Origin of the sequence: Dorea sp. Marseille-P4042 (assembly GCF_900290215.1) — a bacterium.
In the GTDB taxonomy this organism is placed as follows: Bacteria; Bacillota; Clostridia; order Lachnospirales; family Lachnospiraceae; genus Dorea; species Dorea formicigenerans.
Window position 1 is genome coordinate 1 of record NZ_OLMI01000002.1, and the last position, 24,604, is coordinate 24,604.

The window sequence follows — 24,604 nt, forward strand, 5'->3', positions numbered from 1 at the left end:
TTTATCTTTATCATCATACTACCACACCCAAGAACTTTTGTACATTTTTCACGTAAAAAACCCCTCACACCATAATTGATGTAAGGGGTTTTCTATATAAGCTAATTAACGTTCTATGTTAGTCACCTACAGTGTACTATTTCTGGTTAATTGCTGCCTGTGCTGCTGCGAGGCGAGCGATTGGTACACGGAATGGTGAGCAAGATACATAGTCAAGGCCGATCTTGTTGCAGAATTCAACTGAAGATGGATCTCCACCGTGCTCTCCACAGATACCAACGTGAAGGCTTGGGTTAACCGGCTTACCTAATTCGATAGCCATTTCCATTAATTTACCAACACCTGTCTGGTCAAGCTTAGCAAATGGATCGTTCTCGAAGATCTTAGCATCATAGTAAGCTTCTAAGAACTTACCAGCATCGTCACGAGAGAATCCGTATGTCATCTGTGTTAAGTCGTTTGTACCGAAGCAGAAGAAGTCAGCTTCTGAAGCGATCTGATCAGCAGTAAGAGCTGCTCTTGGAATCTCGATCATTGTTCCAACTTCGTACTCAAGGTCGCTGCCTGCTGCTGCGATCTCAGCGTCTGCTGTCTCTACTACAAATTTCTTAACATATTTAAGCTCTTTGATGTCTCCAACAAGTGGGATCATGATTTCTGGTTTTACGTTCCAGTCTGGGTGAGCTTTCTTTACATTGATTGCTGCACGGATAACAGCGCTTGTCTGCATCTTAGCAATCTCTGGATATGTTACTGCAAGACGGCATCCACGGTGTCCCATCATTGGATTGAACTCATGAAGGCTGTCGATGATTGTCTTGATCTGCTCAACAGTTTTACCCTGAGCGTCAGCAAGTTTCTTAATGTCTTCCTCTTCTGTAGGAACGAACTCATGAAGCGGTGGATCAAGGAAACGGATTGTAACCGGGTTACCTTCCAGTGCTTCATACAGTTTTTCGAAGTCTCCCTGCTGTTCCGGAAGGATCTTAGCAAGTGCTGCTTCTCTTTCTTCTTCTGTCTCAGAGCAGATCATTTCACGGAATGCATCAATTCTGTTTCCTTCGAAGAACATATGCTCTGTACGGCAAAGTCCGATACCTTCTGCACCGAGCTCACGAGCTTTAACAGCGTCAGTTGGTGTATCAGCATTTGTACGAACTTTCATAGTTCTGTATTTGTCAGCCCATCCCATAATTCTTCCGAATTCACCAGCGATTGTTGCATCAACTGTCGGGATGATACCATCATAGATATTACCTGTAGAACCATCAAGTGAGATGCAGTCTCCTTCATGATATTCTTTTCCGGCAAGTGTAAATTTCTTATTAGCTTCGTCCATTGCGATGTCACCGCAACCAGATACACAGCATGTACCCATACCACGAGCAACTACGGCTGCGTGAGATGTCATACCACCACGAACTGTCAGGATACCCTGTGCAGACTTCATACCTGTGATATCTTCCGGTGATGTCTCAAGACGTACAAGAACAACTTTTTCTCCTCTTGCAGCCCATTCAACAGCGTCATCAGCTGTGAATACGATCTTACCGCAAGCAGCTCCTGGAGATGCTCCAAGTGCTTTAGCAAGTGGTGTAGCAGCTTTCAGTGCTGCAGCATCGAACTGTGGGTGAAGCAGAGAGTCAAGGTTACGAGGGTCGATCATTGCAACAGCCTCTTCCTCTGTTCTCATTCCTTCATCAACAAGATCGCAAGCGATCTTCAGAGCAGCTTTTGCTGTTCTCTTACCATTACGTGTCTGTAACATGTACAGTTTACCATGCTCTACAGTAAACTCCATGTCCTGCATATCTCTATAGTGTTTTTCAAGAGTTTCACAAACCTGTTTGAACTGTACGAATGCTTCTGGGAATTTCTCTTCCATTTCTGAAATGTGCATTGGTGTACGAACGCCGGCAACTACGTCTTCTCCCTGTGCATTTGTAAGGAATTCTCCGAACAGACCGTTCTCTCCTGTAGCTGGGTCACGAGTAAACGCAACACCTGTACCACAGTCATCTCCCATGTTACCAAATGCCATCATCTGTACGTTAACAGCTGTTCCCCATGAATATGGAATATCATTGTCACGACGATATACGTTAGCTCTTGGGTTGTCCCATGAACGGAATACAGCTTTTACTGCTTCCATTAACTGTTCCTTCGGATCAGATGGGAAATCAGAACCAATCTTCTCTTTGTATTCAGCCTTAAACTGCCCTGCCAGTTCTTTCAGATCATCCGCGGTAAGCTCTACATCAAGCTTCACACCACGTTTTGCCTTCATCTGATCAATCAGTTCTTCAAAATATTTCTTACCTACTTCCATAACTACATCGGAAAACATCTGAATGAATCTGCGATAGCAGTCCCATGCCCAGCGTGGATTACCGGACGCACAAGCCAAAGTCTCGACAACTTCTTCATTGAGTCCGAGATTCAGGATTGTGTCCATCATACCTGGCATCGATGCTCGTGCTCCAGAACGAACAGAAACGAGCAGCGGATTTGTCTTATCACCAAATTTCTTGCCTGTGATAACTTCCATCTGATCAATGGCTTCAAGAATCTGTTTCATAATCTCGTCATTGATCTGTCTGCCATCTTCATAGTACTGTGTGCAGGCTTCCGTTGTCACGGTAAAGCCTTGTGGTACCGGCAGTTCCAAATTCGTCATCTCCGCAAGATTTGCGCCTTTGCCACCAAGGAGATTTCTCATGGTAGCGTTACCTTCTGTAAACATATAAACCCATTTCGCCATAGCTATGACCTCCTAATACATTTCATGTTAAGGGTCAAAGCCAAAAACACCATTGTTTTTGTAGAAAATGGTCATGAGGCAAAACCCCAACATTATATTTTTTGTAAGCTGCAACTATATTATAGCACTTTGTTATATTTTTGTCAATAAAACAGAGGGATTATTCTCCCTCTGCTCTACAATAATTCGCATGCTTTTCGACATATTTCGTTCCTTAAAAATGTTCTTGGCATCTTTACTGAGAAATGCGCGTCGTGCAACGTATACACGTAAATACTACATATTTTTCAAAAATGCAACATAGCCTTTATATGCCTCGTATACATCGGCTTTGCTTGTCACTTCCCAAGGTGCATGCATGGATAACACTGCCACACCGCTGTCTATGACTTCCATGCCGTAATTTGCCATGATGTAAGCAATTGTTCCACCACCGCCTGCGTCAACTTTTCCAAGTTCGGCGAACTGATAAGATACATCTGCATCATCCATGACACCACGAATCTTTGCAAGGTACTCTGCATTGGCATCATTAGAACCACTCTTACCACGGCTCCCGGTGAATTTATTAAATACAAGTCCTTTCCCGAAAAATGCAGAACTTCTCTTTTCGAACACATCTGCGTACATCGGATCATATGCTGCACTTACATCGGAAGATAACATTCTGGAATTCTGCAAAGCTCTTCTGACTTGCAGCTCGGACTCCCCGTCAGTCATAGCAACCAGTTCAGCCACTACATTTTCAAAGAATCTGGAATGCATACCGGTTGCTCCTACGCTTCCGATCTCTTCCTTATCTACAAGGATGCAGCATCCGGTACGTGTGACCTGAGGCGTATCCAGAATTGCAAATAAAGATGTAAATGCACAAACACGGTCATCCTGACCGTATGCCAGCACCATGCTTCTGTCAAGACCACAGTCTCTTGCTTTTCCTGCCGGAACAATCTCAAGTTCTGCAGAGAGGAAATCTTCTTCCTCCATATCATAATATTTCTTCAGAAGTTCCATCACATTTGCCTTAACTGCTTCTTTTTCTTCCTGATCAAGAGAAGGATCCTGCTCAAGCGGCCGGCTTCCAATTAAAAGATCCAGCTTCTCGCCTTCTACGACTACACTTCCCTTTTTCTCAAGCTGCTTTGATGCAAGATGTACAAGAAGATCTGTAATCACAAATACCGGATCTTCCTCCTCATCTCCAATGCTGACTGGAACAATTGTTCCGTCTTTTTTTGCGATCACACCGTGAACAGCAAGCGGAAGTGTTACCCATTGATATTTCTTGATTCCTCCATAATAATGAGTATCCAGATAAGCCAGCTCTTCATTTTCATATAAAGGGTTCTGCTTCACATCAATACGCGGAGAGTCAATGTGTGCACCTAAGATATTCATTCCATTTTCCAACGGCTCCTGACCGATGATGAACAGGACAATACTCTTATCCATGCACACTGCATACACTTTATCCCCGGCTTTTAATTTTACATGTTCCTTCTGAAGCTCTTTTAAATTCTTATATCCGGCAGCTTCTGCCTTTTTCACCGCAAGTGTAATACACTCACGTTCTGTCTTTCCATCGTCCAGACAATTCTTATATGTCTCATTGATCTTGTCTAATTTTTCCAGTTCTGTCTGGTCATATACTTTCCATGCATTTCTACGTTCCATGCTCAAGACTCCTTTTTTCTTATATTTCGCAGCTAAATTTCTGCCACAATTTGATAATAAGTATATCATATTATAAATACATTATTTACATTTTTCCTAAAGTTCATTATAATTTTAATTGCATTTTAATTGTTATACTATCAAAAGGGGAAATGAACATGAAAATTTTGATTCAAAAATGGAACAACATCAGTCTGATCAAACGCATTATCTGCGGTCTGATCATCGGAATTGCTTTGGGACTTATTTTCCCACAGGCGACCGCAATCTCCATTCTCGGAGATCTGTTCGTCGGAGCACTTCGCGGAATCGCACCGCTTCTTGTATTCTTCCTGATTATGAGTTCCCTTTGCCGCATGGCAAAAGGCCAGAAAACGAACATGTCTTTTATCGTGATACTGTACCTGCTCGGCAATCTGTTCTCTGCATTATCAGCAGTTATTGCCAGCTACTTGTTCCCGGTAACTCTGACATTTTCACAGAGCACGAATACTCAGGATATCACACCACCGACCGGTGTCACAGAAGTGCTGAAAAATCTGCTGATGAATGTCGTTGCGAATCCAGTCGACTCACTGGTAAACGCCAATTATATCGGAATCCTTGCATGGGCCATCATACTTGGCATTGCTCTTAAGAGCGCAAGTGATGGCACAAAGAATGCTTTGGAGAATATTTCAGATGCTATCGCGACTGCAGTAAAATGGATCATTAACTGTGCACCATTTGGTATCATGGGACTGATCTTCACTACAATCTCCGAGCAGGGACTCGACGTTCTTCTCGGATACGGACGTCTGATCTGCGTACTGGTCGGAACCATGCTCTTCGTGGCACTTATTATGAATCCACTGATTACATTTATCTGCCTTCGTAAGAACCCATACCCACTTGTGCTTCGCTGCCTGAAAGACAGCGGACTGACAGCATTCTTCACCCGAAGCTCTGCTGCCAACATTCCGGTCAACATGAAACTCTGCCAGGATCTTGGTTTGGACGAGGATACTTACTCCATCTCCATTCCACTTGGCGCAACTATCAATATGGCAGGAGCTGCTATTACAATCTCCACTATGGCACTTGCCGCAGCACATACACTGAATATCCACGTAGACTTCCCGACTGCACTGATTCTGTGCGTCCTCTCTGCAGCCAGCGCTGCCGGAGCTTCCGGTGTAGCCGGCGGATCACTCCTTCTGATTCCACTTGCCTGCAGCCTCTTCGGTATTCCGAACGATGTCGCTATGCAAGTCGTTGGTGTCGGATTCATCGTTGGAGTTATCCAGGATTCCTGCGAAACCGCACTGAACTCATCTACCGATGTCCTCTTTACGGCAATCGGAGAGATGCGTACACGAAAATAATGAATTAGGGACGTAGTAAAACTTTAAAATACTACGTCCCTAATTATTATTTTACCATGTAAATTTCTTTTCAAAGTAAGCGTCAAGATCTTCTATTTTGATTCTCTCCTGCTCCATTGTGTCACGGTCACGTACTGTAACTGCTCCGTCTTCTTCGGAATCGAAGTCGTATGTTACACAGAATGGTGTTCCGATCTCGTCCTGACGACGATAACGTTTTCCGATATTTCCACGGTCATCGAACTCGCAGTTGTATTTCTTAGCAAGCTGTGCATATACTTTCTCTGCTCCTTCGTTGAGCTTCTTGGAAAGTGGAAGTATACCAATCTTCACTGGTGCAAGTGCCGGATGGAAGTGAAGAACAGTTCTTGTATCCGGCTTATCTTCTGTTCCAATATTCTCTTCATCATAAGCTGCACACAGGAATGCAAGAACTACACGGTCTGCTCCAAGTGACGGCTCAATAACATATGGTGTATATTTTTCTTTCTTCTCGTCATCAAAATAAGTAAGATCCTGTTTTGACACATTCATATGCTGTGTCAGATCATAATCTGTACGATCTGCGATTCCCCACAGTTCTCCCCAGCCAAATGGGAACAGGAACTCGATATCCGTAGTTGCTTTACTGTAGAATGAAAGCTCCTCTTTATCATGGTCACGATAACGTACTTCTTCGTCTTTCAGTCCCAGTGTGTGTAACCAGTCAAGACAGAACTTCTTCCAGTAAGCGAACCACTCAAGATCTGTATCAGGCTCACAGAAGAACTCTAACTCCATCTGTTCGAACTCTCTTGTACGGAATGTAAAGTTACCTGGTGTAATCTCATTTCTGAATGATTTACCAATCTGTCCGATTCCAAATGGAATCTTCTTTCTTGATGTACGCTGTACGTTCTTAAAGTTTACAAAGATTCCCTGTGCTGTCTCTGGTCTTAAATATACTGTATTCTTTGCATCTTCTGTAACTCCCTGGAATGTCTTGAACATTAGATTGAACTCACGGATCTCTGTGAAATCATGTTTACCGCAAGTCGGACATGGAACATTATTCTCTTTAATAAAATTCTCCATCTGCTCATGGCTCCAGCCGTCGATGCTGTCTCCAATCTCAATACCATGCTCGTGAGCGTAATCTTCAATAAGTTTATCAGCTCTGAAACGCTCATGGCATTCTTTACAATCCATAAGAGGGTCGCTGAATCCGCCAAGATGACCACTTGCAATCCATGTTTGTGGATTCATAAGGATCGCACAATCTACGCCGACATTATATGGTGATTCCTGAATGAACTTCTGCCACCATGCTTTTTTAACATTATTCTTAAGCTCAACTCCGAGATTTCCATAATCCCATGTATTTGCAAGTCCTCCGTAAATCTCAGACCCCGGATACACGAATCCTCTGGATTTTGCTAAAGCTACAATTTTGTCCATTGTTTTTTCTACCATATTCCCTTCTCCTTCTCCTCTGATATTGTTAATAATTATACAGTTAATACTATCTATTTTCAAGTCTATTTCCCATATATTTACTTTGTATTTCTATAAATCAAACTATTGTCTCTAATATTTCCAGTGATTTAAAGTTTCTTCCCACGTATACATTCAGGTAATTGCGGATCAGATTCTCCAGTTCCAAAAGCACTTCTTCTTTTACTGCGAATGTATATAACTTCTCTACTTTTGAGCTGATAATATACTGAAGCGTATATAAAGTAGATGTCCCTACCATCACCGCGTCCGGCGCATGAATCTCACATTTTCTACAGACCAGACCGCCTTTTCTGACGCTGAACTTCATATTTTCTTCCCAGCTTCCACAACTGACACATTCAAACACCTGTGGGCCTTCTCCATTGATACAAACCGCCTTTAACTCATAAATGCACCGAATCAGCCGATTTGGTATATGTACATTTGTAAGGGCGCGCAATGTCTGATACAAAAGTTTTAAGAGTTCTGTCTCATCGTTGGCTTCCCTTGCATAGTACCCTGCAAAATCCAGAAAATAAAAACCATAGTAAGCACCTTCCACGTCTGTCCGAAGTTCAGAAAAATAATTGGAAATAGAGGCCGACATCAATGTATATGATGTCCGCCCCTCATAGACTACAAATTCTCCAAATGAAAATGGGCTTGTCACCCCAAGGAGGGAACTATTGGTTCTTCTGGCTCCTCTTGCAAATGCTGCAATTTTCCCACGTTCTTTTGTAAGCAGTACAACACGTCTGTCATAATCGCCCACCGGATTTGCCGAAAGCACCATGCCCGTCACGGTAATCTGATTCATAGGTCTTCTTCTGTGAACGCTCCATGACTCTGTAGCAGATCTTCATGCCACGGTAATAGAGATAGTCCACAATCCTTCCTGTCTTCATAAATTGCTTCCAGTACTTTTCTTCCATAAGGTCACCTCATCATAAGCTTGTTTTCATGTAAATGTTTTTCCTTATGATTAGATTCCCCCAAATACCACTCATTTTATTCTTCTTCCCGATATCCAAAATTTTTCATCAGAAATTCGCTGTCTCTCCAGTCCTTCTTTACCTTCACCCAAAGCTTCAGATTGACCTTACAATCCAACATTCTCTCAATCTCATAACGGGCAGTACTTCCAATTTTTTTCAGCATACTCCCCTGTTTTCCGATGATGATTCCCTTGTGTGAATCACGCTCACAGATGATCGTTGCATCAATATGCATAACTTTGTTCTGCATTTTCATACGGTCAATCGCAACCGCGATTCCATGCGGAATTTCATCTTGCAAACTGTGCAATGCTTTCTCACGGATCAATTCTGCCACAATCTGACGTTCCGGCTGATCCGTCACTGTGTCCTCATCATAAAACTGTGGTCCATATGGAAGATATTTCATAATGACGCGTAGAAGTTCATCCGTATTGTCACCACTTCTTGCAGATACCGGAACAATATCTGCAAAGTCATAAATATCTTTGTATGCAGCAATTGCCGGCAGAATCTCTTCTCTCTTCACAGAATCCACCTTATTGATGACGAGAATGACCGGTGTCTTGACTCTCTGAAGATGCTTTGCAATATGCTGTTCGCCCGCTCCGATAAATGTAGTTGGCTCCACAAGCCAAAGCACGACATCCACTTCATTCAATGTCTTCTCAGCCACATTTACCATGTACTCGCCGAGCTTGTTTTTCGCCTTGTGGATTCCTGGTGTATCAACAAATACAATCTGACCTTCATCCGTTGTCAGAACCGTCTGGATACGGTTACGTGTTGTCTGCGGTTTGTTAGATGTAATGGCAATCTTCTGCCCGATCAGGTAATTCATTAATGTAGATTTTCCCACATTCGGACGTCCAATCAATGTCACAAAACCAGACTTAAAATCATTCTTCATATATTCTCCGTTACTGAAAACTTATAAAAACTTATAAACTCCCATGTTTCATTCCCACTTCAACGAGTATGCTTTTGATGATATAAATATCTATCTACTCACAAGTTCTTGTACTCTCCATAGGCGTAAATTCCGGACTAACGTATCCGTACATATTTGCATTAACGTTTCAGTGTTAGCTTGCAAATCGTTCTCCATAAGCCTTGAGATTTATAGATGCCTGGAAATCTCTGTCAATTATATTCCCACACGCACATCTATAAACCCTGTCAGATAATTTCAAATCTTTTTTGATATTTCCACAACAGCTGCAAAGCTTTGATGATGGATAAAACCGATCAGCCACAATAAGCTGGATCCCTTTATCACTGCATTTGTATTCAAGCTGTTTTCTAAACCAAAAAAATCCTTGTTCCTGAACTGCTTTGGATAAATGTCTATTTTTCATCATTCCGCTGACATTCAGATCTTCAATACAGATAAATCTTGGCTTTCGATTTACGATCTCAGATATGGTCTGATTCAAATAGTTTTTACGGATGTTTGTTAATCTGTAATTTCGTTTTAATAAAAGTTTTTCCTTTTTGATTACATTATTTGTTTTACAGTAACTTTCCCCTTTCTTATTTTTCTCGTAAGAACGAGAGATACTACGCTGTAATCTGCGTTTCTGTTTTTCTAGTTTCTTTACTTTCTGACTCTTATTGATGTTCTTATACTTAACGGCATCAGAGCAGACAGCTAAGTCTTTAATTCCTAAGTCTATGCCAACTCCATCATCATTAAGTGTTTCCTTGCAGTCAGGAAATTCTACACATACACTGATCCACCAGTTCAATCCATCAAAGGATATTCTCGGATTCATATATTTAACATCTGTTGGAATACGTCCATGTTCTGCAAGTCTTACCCAATTCTTTTTCTGCTTATTTGCTTTCCTGCTGGAAGAAAAGCCTTCAAGCTTAACGTGGGTATTACTGAATTGTATCTTAACGTTGTCCTGATAGAACTTCGGCATTGATCTCTTTTTAGACTTGAATCTTGGGAATTTTTGCAAGCCCTTGAAAAAGTTCTTATACGCAGTACAGGCATCTTTGATTGCCTGTTTGGTTACATTATTTGAAATATTTAATAACCATGCGTATTCCTCAGAATGTCTGAGCTTTGTAAATTCTTTTCTGAGTTCTGAATCTGAAATGAATTTGCCACCTTTTTCATAATTTTCTTTTTCCCTGGCCAAAGCCCAGTTATAAGCAAATCTTGAAGCACCTGCGTACTGAAACATCTTAGTTTTCTGTACGTTGTTTGGTATCAGCATTACTTTTATGGCTTTTACCATCTGTTTCCTCCTGTATCAATTCCCGGATAAGTTTCTTAGCTTTGTTCGCTCGTTTTCCTTGTAATTTGCAGCTGAATACTGTGATTATTTGAACCAGATCTTCAACAAGTTCCTGCTGTTCCGATTTTTCAGTATTATCAATAATCTCAATCTCACAATTATAAAGTGAAGCGATATATTCTATCAACTCAAAACCAAATCGCAATAGCCTGTCTTTATATAAAACAACAACCTTTTCAACTTGATTTTGAGAGATTCGTCTAATCAATTCCTGAAGTCCTTTTTTCTTATAATTTATCCCAGANGAAGCGATATATTCTATCAACTCAAAACCAAATCGCAATAGCCTGTCTTTATATAAAACAACAACCTTTTCAACTTGATTTTGAGAGATTCGTCTAATCAATTCCTGAAGTCCTTTTTTCTTATAATTTATATTTAACTGTTAACAACCTCTCAATTAGGGACACCCCTAATCACTGATGGGGCGTAGTATTTTAATGAAATGCTACGTCCCTAATTAAAAACTTGTCACATCGCCAAATAATTCTTTATCTTCTTCTATTTTCTCTTCTCCACCAATGACGCACAACTGGTCTGCTGCCAGTACTGCTTTCGCCACCTTGGCGAGTGCCCGGATATCTTCCTGTGCCGCATCCAGGATCTGTGCGCGTTCTTTCTTAATCATCTCGGCACTTACTTTGTTCATGTAGAGATTCATAGAACGTTCGCCCTTAGTCGCCGGTGTCATTGGCTGATCCATGTTACTGATTGTTCCAATGATGTATTTTGTCATATCACGGTCACTGGCAGTAAAGTTCTCCAGGTAATCTACCACACCCTCATATACATCAATGGTACGTTTTAAATTCGGGTCACGGTAAGACACAAAGTAACCTTCTCCGATGCGGTTGAAACTGCTCATGCAGCCATAAGCTCCGCCTTTGACTCGGATATTCTGCCACAGATAATCATAGCTTAAGATCACTTTGAGAATCTGCAGTGCTCCTGTATATTCTACGCCACGATCTATGAAGTTACCAGTGCGTGCTACATACTGAACTTTTGATGCAGTCTTAAATCCTTCATTCTTTTTCTCGCAATGAATGATGCACGGTGTCTCTATTACGTTCTCATGATTGAGCCTTCCGGCTAGTTCTGCGATTCTCGGCTCCATGCCCTCAAGACCTTCTCTTGCCGCTGTATAGCTGATCATCATATTGTCCGGACGGAAGATTTTCTTTGTCAGTGCGTACAATCTCTGCGATAACGCCTCTTTTTCCTCGTCAAAATGTTCCTCTATATAGGCAACTCGTTTGTAGAAGTCAATTCCGCTTGTCATATCTTTGAATTTAGCAGACGGTGATGCATAAGACAGTGCACGAAGTGCTGCTGTCGTATGCCCAGAAGACTGGAACTTCATAATCAGCCTTGATTTCAGCATAGCAAGAATCTCCCGGATTCGTTTCGTATCATCCAGTTTTGATGCCGTAAGAATCTCTGCCATCATGGCAAATGTTTTCTCAAGTTGTGAGTATAATGCTTTTCCTTTGATCTCAAATGTCGCTTTGAATTCTTTTTCTTTCACACGTGTCACATTATTATACAGCTCCAGTGATGTACCGATTCCTCCGGTATTTACATTTATCTCATTGAATAACTCACTGTATTCATAGTTCTCTGTATCAATAATTCCAAGTACTGACTGCAGGATTCCAACATCCGCCAGTTCTTCTGCACTGACACCGGACAGATCGAACATAACGTTCACATATCCGATTCCATTTGTCTCAATCTCATGATAAACAACCGGCACATCTGCCAGCTTCATTTCTTCATTAAAGAATGGAGCTATCTCTCTGGAAATGTCTTCTCTGCGCAGTACCGGGATTTTTTCCAGATTTTCTATCGCTTCCGGTTCAGACTGGTACTCTTCCAGCGCCTTCGTGTCTGCCACCAGTTTTTCGACCTCTGCATTGCTCAATGACTCTTTATATTTCTGAAGCTTGTCCTGGAGCTGTGCATCCAGACGTGCTGTACGTCCCTGCTCCGGGCGGACCACTACGATTGCTCCGTGTGTATTGTCAAGCAGATACTTCTGGATCAGTTCTTCATAATATCCGGTTCCAACTTTGTTCTTTAAAAATGCAAATGTCTCTAACGCCTCAATATGGATAAACGGCTGGTTTTCATCATAAAGCCAGCTATCCATAACTTGGAGTCCATACATAAGTCCTTTTGGATAATTTCCAAAATCAGCTTCTCTGTATCGGAATTCGTTGTAGTTGATTCCTGCCAGCAGCGCTTTCTGGTTGATGCCATTCTTCACCTGGCCTCTAAGAACGTCTTCAATCACCTTCACAAACTCATCTTTCTGACTTTCCTCTGCATTTTTCGCAACGACAGAGAAAATAGGCTGATACACACCGTTGTCATAAGAACCCATAATGTCTTTTCCGATTCCGGCATCGGTAAGAGCCTTCTTAAGCGGTGCTCCCGGTGCAGATAACAGTGCGTAATCCAGGATTTCAAATGCCTGATAGAGTTCTCGGTCCAATGTTGTTCCAATGACCTTATTATAAGAAAGAAATGTATTCTCTTCTGTAGATTCATCGCTTGCTATAGAATATTCAAAAGTCTTCTCCTGTACCTCATCAAATGGCTTCTGCAAATGAATTTCTGAGTTTACGTCCTTTTTGTCATAGTGACACAGGTATTCCTCGTCAAGCCAGCGAAGTTTTTCCTCCATATCCATATCTCCGTACAGATAAATATAACTGTTGGACGGATGGTAATATGTTCTATGGAAATCAAGAAACTGCTCGTAAGTAAGCTGTGGAATCACCTCCGGATCTCCACCGGACTCATTTGCATAGCAGTTATCCGGGAACAAGGTATTCAGAACAACCCGATCCAGAACTCCCTCCGGTGAGGAAAATGCTCCCTTCATCTCATTGTATACAACTCCATTGTAGGAAAGCTCGCCATCTTTTTCATCCAGCTTGTAGCTCCAGCCCTCCTGACGGAATGTCTTATCATGATTGTAAATATTCGGATGCAAAACCGCATCCATATATACATGCATCAGATTCTGAAAATCCTTGTCATTACAGCTTGCCACCGGATAAACAGTCTTATCCGGATACGTCATTGCATTTAAAAATGTATTCAAAGATCCCTTCACCAGCTCTACAAATGGATCCTTTGCCGGGAAATTCTTTGACCCGCAGAGTACGGAATGCTCCATAATATGCGGAACTCCTGTACTGTCTGACGGTGGTGTCCGAAATGCAATGCTGAACACTTTGTTATTGTCATCATTCTCAACAAGCAGAACTCTCGCGCCACTTTTCTTATGCTTTAAAAGCTTTCCTTTCGCTTTAATACCCTTTAAATCTTCGTCTTTTAATACTTCATACGTCGTTAAGTCTTTTACACTCATAAACTTTCCGATGTCTCCTTTCTCATACACTGAGGCTATTATATCACATTTTTCTACAAAATAAACTGTAAGCCCTTTGGAATACACGAGTATTTTTATCCATCAATAAATACCGCTTGTAAAATGTATCTGCAAATCATCAGATTTTTCAAAGCTGAAAACAAAAAAGAACATCTGCTCTTTAGAAATATCCTAAAAACCGGATCCATTTCTTAAGGCAAATGTTCTTTTCGTTCTTTTATTCTTCTTTTCCTGTAATTGCACGGATCACCAAAAGTGTTCCTGTCATCAGCACAATACCGATTGGCAGACAGATCCATGCGTTCTGTACAAATCCTGCAATGATATAAGTCACAAATGATACTGCTGCCACAGTCATAGCATATGGAAGCTGTGTCGATACGTGATTTACATGATTACACTGCGCTCCGGCTGACGCCATGATCGTCGTATCAGAAATTGGCGAACAGTGGTCGCCGCATACCGCACCTGCCATGCAGGCTGAGATAGAGATGATCATCATCGTTTCATTTGTTCCCTGGAATACAGCAACTACGATTGGAATCAAAATTCCGAATGTTCCCCAGGAAGTTCCGGTCGCAAATGCAAGGAAACAACCCACCAGGAAAATAATTGCCGGGAGGAAATTCACAAGTCCTGTCGCAGCCGTCTCCATAACTCCTGCCACATACTCTGCTGCACCAAGACTGTCTGTCATAGCTTTCAGTGTCCATGCAAATGTCAGAATCAGGATTGCCGGCACCATAGCCTTGAATCCATCTGGAATACATGCCATAGAATCTGTAAACTTCAGAACTCTTCTAAGTGCATAGAAAATAACCGTAATCACAAATGCGAAGAAGCTTCCAAGCATCAGTCCGACTGACGCATCACTGGCTGAAAATGCTTCTACAAAACTAACGCCACTGAAAAATCCTCCACTGTAAAGCATTCCGATAATACAGCAGCCAATCAGTACAAGAATTGGAAATACAAGATCGATCACACCGCCTTTTTCTTCAACTACATCATCCTGTGCATCTGCGTACGGTCTGTCCGGTGTAGTATAGATATCTCCTCTTAATGCATTATCTTCATGGACACGCATTGAGCCATAGTCAACCTTTAACACAACAAGAAGAACCATGGTCAGGATTGTCAGAAGTGCGTAATAGTTAAATGGAATGGCACGGAGAAAAATGGAAAATCCGTCCTCTCCCTCCACGAATCCGGTAACTGCCGCCGCCCATGAGGAAATCGGTGCAATGATACATACCGGGGCTGCCGTAGCATCAATCAGGTAAGCTAACTTCGCTCTTGATACCTGATGCTTATCTGTGACTGGTCTCATAACACTTCCAACGGTCAGGCAGTTAAAGTAATCATCAATAAAAATCAAAACTCCAAGCACGATTGTCGCAAGCTGGGCTCCGATTCTTGTCTTAATGTGTACGCTCGCCCAACGGCCAAATGCAGCGGAACCTCCTGCTTTATTCATCATGCACACCATAATTCCAAGAATCACAAGGAATACTAAAATTCCCATATTATAGCTGTCTGTCAGAACCCCTACAATACCATCTTGAAATACATGAAGTACTGTATTCTCAAATGAAAATCCTGACCAGAAAAGTCCTCCGATCACAATTCCTACAAATAAAGAACTGTAAACTTCTTTTGTGATCAGCGCCAATACGATCGCTACAACCGGTGGCACCAGCGCCCAAAAAGATGCATACATCTTTGGCACATACTCTGTTGTCTCTTCTGCTGCAAAAACTGTGACAGAACTCATAGCCAGCATCAGAAGACAAACTACAGCCCCCCAGGCTGCCAGTTTTCTCTTTTTCAACATAATCTCTACTCCTTTATGTAATTTAATATTTTCGGAATAAAGCTCTGCCTGGTTACATTTTTTCTACCACAGATCTTATACCTGTTTTTCATACCTGTCATGAAACATTTTCCCATTTTCATGTCAACTATAGATCTAAATAGAAAAACCGTGAATGCATCTGCGTCGTGCACTCACGGTATAATTCATCAGTCCAAATATCCCGTTCTTTCTCCTTACGGTCTATTCTTTATTATACTCTGATAGCGCTCCACCGATGTGACAGTTCGCAGCATATTCTGCCACGCCCCAGAAAATGTACTTGGGATGTTACATTTTCTTCGGCGGTCTCCCCTTTCATGTCCGGCAGCTTCCCAAGCTGTCGCCGATCATTACTGATGAATCCCGCACCTCTATCAAGCAAATTCTTTATTCACATAGTATCTTTTTATCACCTATGTTAAAAAAAGTCAATCCTTTTTCTTATACTTTTATCGTTATTTTATTGTCATTTTTATTATTATTGTTTACTATACTTTCTCTACCCGGCATGGTACAGATTTAATAAGTACAAATCCTGTCATCGGATCTGCATAGTCCAGACTACACAAATCATTGACATTTCCATTTTTCCAAGGTTCTGCCATATAGGCGCTTCCTCCTCCATGTGGAATATGTATTGCATGTCTTGCAATGCCACGGATTTTCGCTTTAAATGTTCCTTCTGCGAATGGCGTTATTACTTTTACCATGTCGCCATCTTCGATACCAATTTCTTTTGCATCTTCCGCATTGATATCTACAAACGGATACGGTTCAATCTCAGCAATTTTATCTAGATTTGCCCCAAACACACCCATACGGTTATTGCTTCTTGCTCCACTTGTCATAGTAAATGGATATTCTTTACCAGCAAGTTCCGGAATTGAACGAATATCCTTATACTCTGGATATGGGACAAATCCATTTTCCTCCAGAATTGTAGAACAAATTTCCAGCTTTCCGGACGGTGTCGGGAATCCCGGTTTTCCATCTGCTCTTAACTCACCTGTCTCATATTTCTTATAATGCTTTTCTTTTTTCTGGTCTGCACTTGTCCCAAAATCTCCTGCATATGGCGCAGTTCCACTAAGAAGCCAGCTTCTAAGTTCTTCTTCTGTCTGTGGAAGTTTATCACCAAATCCGAGTTTTTTGGCAATTGCTCCCATAATTAACACATCGTTTTTAGATTCTCCGACTGGCTCAATCAGGGGTTCCACAATATGTGGTCCTTCTGGTCCTGGTACAGCTTTTGGCACTTCGAATAACGAACAGGCCGGAAAAACTACATCTGCATATCGGGCATCTTCTGTAAAGTAACGATCCAGAACGATCAGGCAATCTAATTTTTTATATGCTTCACGCCAGCTTTTACTGTCCGGGAATGACAATACCGGCGATCCTCCTAAAATCATAAGTCCACGGACCGGGTATGGCTCGTCTTCTAATACTGCTTTCGGAAAACGCGAAAACTGTCCCAGACCACTGAATTTATAAAATAACGGAAATTCATCTACTCCGATTGGTTTGTCATCTTCTGGTATTTCAAAAAACTTTGGAGTCTCCAATCCTTTTGCATTCAGATAGATTGCACCCGGCGCGTCCAACTTCCCGGTAATTGCCCACAATACAAAGATTGCACGGTTATTTTGAATTGCACTGAGTTGATATTCCAGACCCGTATATGCAACAAGCGGAATCTTTGCAGTAGAGCAGAAAATATCTGTCAGCTTTTCAATATCTGTCACGGAAATGCCACACCATTTTGAAAGCTGCTCCATTGTCTGTGTATCCAGATAAGCTTTAAACTCTTCAAATCCTCTTGTATATTTCTCAATAAATTCATGGTCATAACGTCCACTGTCTATAATCAGTTTCAGCATTGCAAGGGCAAGTGCTCCATCGGAACCCGGCGTAATCGAAATCCACCAGTCTGCAATTTTTCCAAGTCCTTCCTGCCTTGGATCTATCACGATCAATTTTGCTCCTCGCTTCTGAGCTTCCTTAATACGATGCAACATCACCTGCGGACCATCGTCACTGGCAGAGTTTTTACCCCATGAGATAATATAATCACTTTCTTCAATCTCCTGCACCATCATTCTCGTATTCAGACCCATAAGTGTTCCAGGCGTCACTGTACTGGATGCCAGATTACAGATGGATGCACAATTCATATCATTGACAGAACCCATATTTATAAGAAATTTGCCTTTGCCGCTTCCATCACCTTTGCCACAAAGTCTTGTTACAGGAAGCCCTAAAATACCTCGTCCATAGTAAGATGCCAGAGATCTGCCGCCATATGTATCTGCGGTTTTCTTTAGTAATTCTGCAGCCTTATCGATAGCCTCTTCCCAACTGCACTCGCGGAATTTTCCTTCTCCACGCTCGCCAACTCTGATCAATGGACGTTTGATACGCTCCTCCCCATAAAGAATATCTGGTACCAATGCTCCTCTTGGACATAATCTTCCTTTCGGAGATTCTTTATCCGGTTCTGCTTTCACAATTTTTCCATCTTCAATGGTATAAATAACTGCACAGCCACCCTGACACAAACCACAGGTTCCTTTTTTTACCATAACGCTTCCTCCCGTCTGTAAAATACGTACTATTTTATTTATAGTTTAACACCCCCTACAATAGTCCTCAAATTGTTAATCTCTATATATAAACTTCAGTTATAGATTAAAAGAGCGCTCACCGTACAATCGTATAATAAGGTGATGCGCTCTGCTTTCCTGTGAAACTTTCTGTCTGTTATTTTCTTTTTGCATATAACAACTAATGAACAATTACTTTTTTTCTATTTTCTTTTTATATTCGTAAGTCCCGATCATAATTCCTCCACAGATTAACATCAGACCTGCCAGAGTTTTTATATCTGCGCTGTCCCCGGTCTTGACCGTCATGCTTTTTTGTTTGGCTTCCGGTGCCCGATATCTGTTCACAAACACAGGTTCAACTTTCTCTCCTTTTGCATTGTATGCGACAATAAGTGACTGTAGCGTATCTGTACGTTCATTTCTCATAATATAGACTTCCAGAGAATACTCGGACTGGTCATATGTCCAATTTTTTCCATCACCGGCCACCTGACTGATCGTATATCTGTACACCCCCGGATTTTCATACTGAATTTGAAATGCATCTTTCTTTGTTCCTGTTATCTGAACTTTTGAAATCTTCGGCATCGGACTTTGTTCATCATTTTGTTTTAATAGAAACGAAAATATTTCGTTTTGTTGCGAGTTTCCATTAATTTTTAATTTCACAGGAATATTGACCGTTATCTGCTCCTGTGTATTCTCTACCGTTGTCACATGATTTGTTTCTATATCTGCCATTTGGTTTTCTTCTGCACTTGCCGCATGAATTTTCACTGAAGATAACATCGCTGTAGATATCAGTGCAAAAACTACCATTACCAGCCACATTTTACATTTTCCACACATACTTGCCTTCTCTTGTATATTTATCCCCCGCATTTTCTCATTCATTTTCCATCTCCACATATACTTTTCCACTTCCTTCCTCCGAAGCACTGCTGTGCACAATCCTGCATATGAGAACATGTCTTGCATTTGTTCCGCTTGTAGAACAGGTCGACAGTGCTACCATCTGATCTTCCGTCGTAAGTTCTTCTCCTGTTGTATACTGCGCCTGTTCGTAAATGCGTTTCAAAAGCTCCTGCCTTTCCGATACATTATCCCACTGGGTTCGATAAATATATTTGTCATATGCATCTACTGTAAGAAACGCAGCTGTTTCCAGGTATAGCACCCGGTCCGGCAGATAAATTTTCCCAGTTGTATTTTTCTGGAAAAATGTTTCATCACTATATTTATCCAGATCACCGAACATTTTTCCTGCCTGCATATGATGCCCCATAAGTACCATATATGGATCTGTAAACTTCCGATTATTCTGCCAGTCCAAAAAGATACTTCCGGATATCTCCGGATTTCCAAGTGCATCCTTATCCAGATATTCAAAATTGTCCTCTCCCTGAACTATTGGATAGTCGATTCCTGTATGATCCATAACAATCCATCCACATACATCCGGATTCATAGCCATAAGCTGACTGAAATTATAAGAAAGTCCTTCTTCCTCGTCTGGTTTATATTCCACCATCGTTTTCAGTGCATTTTCCGAGCCATCTAAAATGCTCCAGTTGTCCCACAGCGCATAACCGGCATAGGCGAGGCAGCATAAAAAAATAACTGCCGCCACGCCATTTACAACCATATCAAGCCCTTTAGTCAGATAATACTCCGGCGTTCGTTCCATCCTTAGATTCTCTTACGACGGAAAAATACGAGACATCCACCGAACGCTGCTGCAAATGCAAGAAGGACTGGTGCAAAATGAAGGATCACACCTGTCGGTGGAGTAACTGTGTCAATATTGGTGTAAGCAACTGTGTTTGTTGCATCCAGATTAATTGTTCCGTTCGCACTCTTACTTTCAACTGCTTTTCCACCATTCACGCTGACATTTGTTGTATCATACCCTTTTGAGTCAGTCTCCTTTACAGTATAGACTGCCCCTGCCGGAAGATTTTTAATTTCAAATGTCTCGCCGTGTTTCAGTGTAAATGTAGTTTCCTCTCCATTTGTCACGGTAACATCTGCTTTGTTTGTAGAATAAGTTCCGTCAATTCCATTCACAACAACAGTAAAAGTGAACTCATCATTTTTATTTGCAGCACTTCCGGAAACAGTTTTTGTTATTTTTAAAGATTCTGCATCCGCTTCTGTATTTTCAAATCCTGCCCCTTCACTTTTCTGATTGGTTGCCACACTCGTTGTTGCAATGCCTGATACCTTTAAATTTCCTGTCTGGGATCCGTTATCTTCTGTCTCCCATACAACCTGAACATTTAACAAATAAGACTGATCAGAATATGCAATATTGGGATTGTGTCCCGGATTCTCGCTTAACATGAAGTGATATAACCCCGGAGCTGTAAATCTAATTCCGTCGAATAACTCATCATAAGACAATGTTTCACTGGAGCTTGCTCCGCCTGCTGCCTTTGTCTTCCATGCTGATGTAATCTGCGCCGTCTTTGTGGCATTATTCTGTGTCATTTCACTTCCATTAAATGTCGGTGTGCTCGAAGCATTGGTTCCGATTGCATCAGAACCTGTGTACTCTAATGCAAAATCAAATGTTTCTGAATCATTGAGTAATCCATTTTCTGCAACTGACCAGGTCTTGGTAATCTGCTTTCCAGGGCCAGAATATCCATTAACACTAATTCCCTGTGTTTGCGAATTCGCTGCAAATGCAGTTAATGACATACCCATAAGCATTGCTGTGGACAGCATAGATGCTACCAGTTTTTTAGTAAACTTTTTCATATCTTACATTCCTTTCCATATTCTAAAGCAACTTTTTTATCTCTTTTTTGATTATATATTTCTCCTTCGGATCACAGTGATAACAAGCCCCCGAATCTCGTTTTTCGATACTGCTCCCAGTGTCCTGCTGTCTCTGGACACACTGTGATCATCACTTAAAATATAATATTGCTGACTTTTAAGCGTTACTTTTCCTGTACCATTTTCATTTCCCGGGTTATACATATCTTCCTGGTTTATATCTGCCTGTGTATAACCATTTATGACAAGCTGTCCGTCCTTCGTAATTTCCACTGTCTCACCAGGCATCGCCGCAATTCTTCCGACCATCTCTACTCCTCGCTTTTCATATACGACTACATCACCTCCCGTATATGAGTCCTGCAGGCGGTAGTATAATAACAGATCTTTGTCACCGATTGCCGGTTTCATATCGCTTCCATACTCAAATGTCACTCCGAACACACACCGGAACAGAAGCACAAGAAAGACCGCAAGAAATACTGCTTTTCTAAGATCACTGCCACGAAGCTTCCGAAGTATCGTTCGCTGCCTTCTTTGCCGGATTACCTCTTCCGTACTACCTGCCCGGTTAGATTGTATACTCTGCTCCATGTTTCTCCTTTAATTGCATGCGAAACTTTTCTTCCTGGATAAAAAAGACTCTACGATACATTTCGTCCAGAATCAGAAGCTTATCCCACACTTCCTGTTCATCAACCAGTCCAAATATTCTGTGAAATTGCATAGTTTCAATAACATGTGCAATATCCTTTACAGATGATGCATGCCTGGCTTTCTGAATCCATTCTTCATTTTTCGTCTTGTTCTTATTCTCCTTTTTGTTCTGTCTCATACATTTCTCTTTCTTCTGGCATATCCATATCCCAATGCCAGCACTGCAATACAAAGAATCAGCACATATGGAAAAGTCATCATGGCAATGCCTGTCACCGGCTGCTGCTCCATCTGATTTGTAAATGCAGCTGTAACATTCGTATTGTCAATATTAAGCAGGATGCCATTCTCCTGGTCATATCTCTCATCAGCACCATTTACAGTAACAGAAGCCCAGTAATCTCCACTTTCTTCTTTGATCCTAACGTCTCCAGATGTGATCTGTTGTATCGTAGCTGACTCACCATTTTTCAGAACAACGCTGGCATTTCCTGACTGATCAAATATAATCTGTGAGGCATGTGTCTGTGAACAATTCTGGGTTCCATTATAAATTACATCGAATGTCTTTCCTGCCAATCTGGATGCAGTCAGTGTAAATGTAAAATGTTCGGCTGGATTTGCTGCACTGCCTTTTATAATTTTGGAAATGGTCAAATTGACCGGTGTCACATCTTCTACTTTAATCTTCATCCGGCTCAGATAATAGGTATTCCTCGAAACAGTCCGGTAAGAAAACTTGTTATTTGTCGGATCCACATGATAAATACCTGCATAATCTTTATCTGCCCCATCTATCTTTGGCGTGATAGTCACCCGCCATATCCGCCCATCTTTGTCGTAGTTCAGAACAATCCGGTCTTTTTCCTCTGTCAGATATTGATAATTCGTTCCACCAAGTGCTTCTTCCACTTTTGTTTTAAAATCTGCATAAGTAACACCTGGAAGTTTTTGTTCATTGGAAGAAATTGCAAATAATGCCTGATCATTCTGATCATATAGCTCTACTACATAAACCGGTGGATCTTTCTTCAGAATTCCGTCAATATGCCAGCCATCATTCTCCCGTTTCAGGACATAACCGACAAACATATTGCTTCCAAATACATTTTCAAACTTCTTCTGATCCGTACTGCTCATAGCCTGAAAAATTGCCTGCTCCCAGAGATTCGTGGCATTTTGCACCCGGTTCGCCTTTGTCTTATCTCCCGGATTCCAAGACTCATCACTGTCAATAGAATAGTAGATGTACCATGTCCGATCATAGTCTTTTATATAAGTTTTTACCGGCTTTTTATTCAACTGATCCAAATCCACCGTAACCGTAAAATATGGAGTATTGTTACCCGAAGGTCCAAACTCACCCGCAGTAAAAGCTTGGTTTATCTTTTCTGGTATCGCATTACTATATCTCAGATATACTTTTGCAGTAATCTTACCTGTAGCAGGATAATTATCTGCAAGTACTGCAATATCCTGGTCATCCTGCATCGTATTGTCAATCTGATTTTCATCTATTGTAGTAGCATTTTCCTGATCTGGCACCGCCTCCTCTACAGCCTGTACAGAACTACTGTCTTCCTGTGCATCTGCCGCCAATACCTTCATCTGTGACGGCATCAGAAGGCAGAGCCCGAGGAGTAATGAAATCAAACATCTTCTTCCTCTTTTTTTCATGTCTGTAACTCCCTTTCTGTTTTTCAAAACTTTGTTTTTTCAGCCTGCCTATATATATCCTATGAAGAAAGTTTCCAGATTATTCCTAAAATGCCCAAATATTAGCTTGTTTCTCACCACCTATAGAGGTGGAGTCATCTCCCATCTGATATAAAAAGCTGTACACATGACCCTTGATCTTCTGGATCACGCATACAGCTTTATGCCCCGCGTCTCTTTTTACACATCGTCTTCTTCATACAGAAAGCTAATGTATTCATAAATCTTTGCAAAATCTACTTCACATTCTCCTTTGAATATACCCACTGGAACTTTGGAGCTAAATCCATAAATAGACGGTGTCACCTCTGCTTCAAAATCATACACAATAACCTTTTTCCCTTTCGGATCCACCAGCCAGTATTCCCGAACTCCTGCCTCCATATATTTTCCCAGTTTCACATACATATCTTTTTTCTTTGTAGAATCCGAGAATATCTCCACTGCCAGATCCGGGGCTCCATATATACATTTTCTTGTAATCTTGTCACGGTCACAGATGACCATAACATCTGGCTGCACCATAGTTTTATCGTCACAGTCAAGCTGTACGTCCATAGGTGCAGCCATGACAATGCATCTTCCTTTCTGCTGACTGATATATGATCGGACTATGTTACACAATTCCGTAGACAGAATCTGATGGATGGCAGTCGGTGAAGCCATATCATAAATCACGCCATCAATAAGTTCAACACGTCTTTCCTTCGGAATTAAGTAATAATCCTCTACCGTATAATCACCCTGTCTCTTTTCAGACGTCTCTGGTAACGCCTCACCGATTCTGTCTGTATGTTTTTTCAATATCCTTTCAAGTGCAATTAAAGTTTCATATCTTGGAGATCTGGTAACTCCCGCAAGAACTTTCTGCACCGTTCCAAGCGGTACTCCCGAAAGCTCTGAAAGTTTCTCATTCGAATATCCTAATTCCTTTTTTCTTTGCTTCATCTCTTCTACCGTCATTGCATCCCCTCCAATCCATTCAAGAATGCCTCGTTATTATT

Annotated in this window: 18 protein-coding genes, 1 pseudogene and 1 riboswitch; of the genes and pseudogenes, 1 reads left to right on the forward strand and 18 read right to left on the reverse strand. The window is 41.4% G+C overall.

All coding sequences use genetic code 11. The features are described 5' to 3' along the window. Nucleotides 1-136: 136 nt before the first annotated feature. Nucleotides 137-2,761, reverse strand: coding sequence for a pyruvate, phosphate dikinase (ppdK, locus tag C7E02_RS05515; protein WP_105309019.1), 2,625 nt, complete (start codon nt 2,759-2,761; stop codon nt 137-139). Nucleotides 2,762-3,037: 276 nt separating this feature from the next. Next, nucleotides 3,038-4,435: an aminopeptidase gene (locus C7E02_RS05520; protein ID WP_029731596.1), complete on the reverse strand. Its 1,398-nt coding sequence runs from the start codon at nt 4,433-4,435 to the stop codon at nt 3,038-3,040. A gap of 158 nt (nt 4,436-4,593) precedes the next feature. On the opposite strand from C7E02_RS05520, the gene sstT reads away from it, so the two are divergent. Then, nucleotides 4,594-5,799, forward strand: a complete 1,206-nt coding sequence (gene sstT / locus C7E02_RS05525; RefSeq protein WP_029731597.1) for a serine/threonine transporter SstT — start codon at nt 4,594-4,596, stop codon at nt 5,797-5,799. A 51-nt stretch (nt 5,800-5,850) separates the two neighbouring features. On the opposite strand, the gene C7E02_RS05530 is transcribed toward sstT, so the two are convergent. From C7E02_RS05530 to C7E02_RS05600, 16 genes and pseudogenes are all read right to left on the reverse strand, one after another. Further along, on the reverse strand, nt 5,851-7,251 hold the full coding sequence (locus tag C7E02_RS05530; RefSeq protein ID WP_005337253.1) for a glycine--tRNA ligase: 1,401 nt from the start codon (nt 7,249-7,251) through the stop codon (nt 5,851-5,853). 100 nt (nt 7,252-7,351) lie between these two features. Then, on the reverse strand, nt 7,352-8,092 hold the full coding sequence (recO, locus tag C7E02_RS05535; RefSeq protein WP_005337241.1) for a DNA repair protein RecO: 741 nt from the start codon (nt 8,090-8,092) through the stop codon (nt 7,352-7,354). Further along, nucleotides 8,034-8,207 carry a hypothetical protein gene (locus C7E02_RS19370; RefSeq protein ID WP_005337240.1) on the reverse strand — a complete coding sequence of 58 codons (174 nt, stop codon included), beginning with the start codon at nt 8,205-8,207 and terminating at the stop codon, nt 8,034-8,036. The genes recO and C7E02_RS19370 overlap by 59 nt, the downstream gene beginning before the upstream one ends. Nucleotides 8,208-8,283: 76 nt before the next feature. Continuing rightward, on the reverse strand, nt 8,284-9,180 hold the full coding sequence (gene era, locus C7E02_RS05540) for a GTPase Era (protein WP_005337239.1): 897 nt from the start codon (nt 9,178-9,180) through the stop codon (nt 8,284-8,286). Between the two features lie 175 nt (nt 9,181-9,355). Beyond that, a complete protein-coding gene (locus C7E02_RS05545; protein ID WP_105309020.1) occupies nt 9,356-10,519 on the reverse strand; it encodes an RNA-guided endonuclease InsQ/TnpB family protein in 1,164 nt (387 codons plus the stop codon). Next, nucleotides 10,467-10,856 (reverse strand): annotated as a pseudogene (locus C7E02_RS05550) (IS607 family transposase); the annotation flags it as partial. The gene C7E02_RS05545 and the pseudogene C7E02_RS05550, both read right to left, overlap by 53 nt. Nucleotides 10,857-11,039: 183 nt before the next feature. Continuing rightward, entirely contained in the window at nt 11,040-13,961 is a 2,922-nt protein-coding gene (locus C7E02_RS05555; protein ID WP_105309021.1) for an insulinase family protein, read from the reverse strand. A 238-nt stretch (nt 13,962-14,199) separates the two neighbouring features. After that, nucleotides 14,200-15,816: a Na+/H+ antiporter NhaC family protein gene (locus C7E02_RS05560; RefSeq protein WP_029731599.1), complete on the reverse strand. Its 1,617-nt coding sequence runs from the start codon at nt 15,814-15,816 to the stop codon at nt 14,200-14,202. A gap of 235 nt (nt 15,817-16,051) precedes the next feature. Next, nucleotides 16,052-16,219, reverse strand: a riboswitch (Lysine riboswitch). A gap of 106 nt (nt 16,220-16,325) precedes the next feature. Then, nucleotides 16,326-18,419 carry a molybdopterin-containing oxidoreductase family protein gene (locus C7E02_RS05565; RefSeq protein WP_105309022.1) on the reverse strand — a complete coding sequence of 698 codons (2,094 nt, stop codon included), beginning with the start codon at nt 18,417-18,419 and terminating at the stop codon, nt 16,326-16,328. 213 nt (nt 18,420-18,632) lie between these two features. Next, on the reverse strand, nt 18,633-19,337 hold the full coding sequence (locus C7E02_RS05570) for a Spy0128 family protein (RefSeq protein WP_105309023.1): 705 nt from the start codon (nt 19,335-19,337) through the stop codon (nt 18,633-18,635). Continuing rightward, a complete protein-coding gene (srtB, locus tag C7E02_RS05575) occupies nt 19,330-20,130 on the reverse strand; it encodes a class B sortase (protein ID WP_005337221.1) in 801 nt (266 codons plus the stop codon). Before srtB ends, C7E02_RS05570 begins: the two co-directional genes overlap by 8 nt. A 2-nt stretch (nt 20,131-20,132) precedes the next feature. Next, nucleotides 20,133-21,206, reverse strand: a complete 1,074-nt coding sequence (locus tag C7E02_RS05580; RefSeq protein ID WP_105309024.1) for a DUF7601 domain-containing protein — start codon at nt 21,204-21,206, stop codon at nt 20,133-20,135. 51 nt (nt 21,207-21,257) lie between these two features. Then, a complete protein-coding gene (gene lepB / locus C7E02_RS05585; RefSeq protein ID WP_105309025.1) occupies nt 21,258-21,821 on the reverse strand; it encodes a signal peptidase I in 564 nt (187 codons plus the stop codon). After that, a complete protein-coding gene (locus tag C7E02_RS05590; protein ID WP_105309026.1) occupies nt 21,799-22,062 on the reverse strand; it encodes a hypothetical protein in 264 nt (87 codons plus the stop codon). Before C7E02_RS05590 ends, lepB begins: the two co-directional genes overlap by 23 nt. After that, nucleotides 22,059-23,561 carry a DUF7601 domain-containing protein gene (locus C7E02_RS05595; RefSeq protein ID WP_105309027.1) on the reverse strand — a complete coding sequence of 501 codons (1,503 nt, stop codon included), beginning with the start codon at nt 23,559-23,561 and terminating at the stop codon, nt 22,059-22,061. The genes C7E02_RS05590 and C7E02_RS05595 overlap by 4 nt, the downstream gene beginning before the upstream one ends. A 219-nt stretch (nt 23,562-23,780) precedes the next feature. After that, nucleotides 23,781-24,563: a Uma2 family endonuclease gene (locus tag C7E02_RS05600; RefSeq protein ID WP_105309028.1), complete on the reverse strand. Its 783-nt coding sequence runs from the start codon at nt 24,561-24,563 to the stop codon at nt 23,781-23,783. Between the last annotated feature and the right edge of the window lie 41 nt (nt 24,564-24,604).

What these genes read in the sequence shown, in the direction of transcription:
- lepB (WP_105309025.1), bottom strand. Translation starts at nt 21,821, where the DNA reads ATGGAGCAGAGTATACAATCTAACCGGGCAGGTAGTACGGAAGAGGTA.
- C7E02_RS05520 (WP_029731596.1), bottom strand. Translation starts at nt 4,435, where the DNA reads ATGGAACGTAGAAATGCATGGAAAGTATATGACCAGACAGAACTGGAA.
- C7E02_RS05560 (WP_029731599.1), bottom strand. Translation starts at nt 15,816, where the DNA reads ATGTTGAAAAAGAGAAAACTGGCAGCCTGGGGGGCTGTAGTTTGTCTT.
- sstT (WP_029731597.1), top strand. Translation starts at nt 4,594, where the DNA reads ATGAAAATTTTGATTCAAAAATGGAACAACATCAGTCTGATCAAACGC.
- ppdK (WP_105309019.1), bottom strand. Translation starts at nt 2,761, where the DNA reads ATGGCGAAATGGGTTTATATGTTTACAGAAGGTAACGCTACCATGAGA.
- C7E02_RS05530 (WP_005337253.1), bottom strand. Translation starts at nt 7,251, where the DNA reads ATGGTAGAAAAAACAATGGACAAAATTGTAGCTTTAGCAAAATCCAGA.
- recO (WP_005337241.1), bottom strand. Translation starts at nt 8,092, where the DNA reads ATGAATCAGATTACCGTGACGGGCATGGTGCTTTCGGCAAATCCGGTG.
- era (WP_005337239.1), bottom strand. Translation starts at nt 9,180, where the DNA reads ATGAAGAATGATTTTAAGTCTGGTTTTGTGACATTGATTGGACGTCCG.
- C7E02_RS05595 (WP_105309027.1), bottom strand. Translation starts at nt 23,561, where the DNA reads ATGAAAAAAAGAGGAAGAAGATGTTTGATTTCATTACTCCTCGGGCTC.
- C7E02_RS05565 (WP_105309022.1), bottom strand. Translation starts at nt 18,419, where the DNA reads ATGGTAAAAAAAGGAACCTGTGGTTTGTGTCAGGGTGGCTGTGCAGTT.
- C7E02_RS05580 (WP_105309024.1), bottom strand. Translation starts at nt 21,206, where the DNA reads ATGAAAAAGTTTACTAAAAAACTGGTAGCATCTATGCTGTCCACAGCA.
- srtB (WP_005337221.1), bottom strand. Translation starts at nt 20,130, where the DNA reads ATGGAACGAACGCCGGAGTATTATCTGACTAAAGGGCTTGATATGGTT.
- C7E02_RS05545 (WP_105309020.1), bottom strand. Translation starts at nt 10,519, where the DNA reads ATGGTAAAAGCCATAAAAGTAATGCTGATACCAAACAACGTACAGAAA.
- C7E02_RS05555 (WP_105309021.1), bottom strand. Translation starts at nt 13,961, where the DNA reads ATGAGTGTAAAAGACTTAACGACGTATGAAGTATTAAAAGACGAAGAT.
- C7E02_RS19370 (WP_005337240.1), bottom strand. Translation starts at nt 8,207, where the DNA reads ATGGAAGAAAAGTACTGGAAGCAATTTATGAAGACAGGAAGGATTGTG.
- C7E02_RS05590 (WP_105309026.1), bottom strand. Translation starts at nt 22,062, where the DNA reads ATGAGACAGAACAAAAAGGAGAATAAGAACAAGACGAAAAATGAAGAA.
- C7E02_RS05600 (WP_105309028.1), bottom strand. Translation starts at nt 24,563, where the DNA reads ATGACGGTAGAAGAGATGAAGCAAAGAAAAAAGGAATTAGGATATTCG.
- C7E02_RS05570 (WP_105309023.1), bottom strand. Translation starts at nt 19,337, where the DNA reads ATGAATGAGAAAATGCGGGGGATAAATATACAAGAGAAGGCAAGTATG.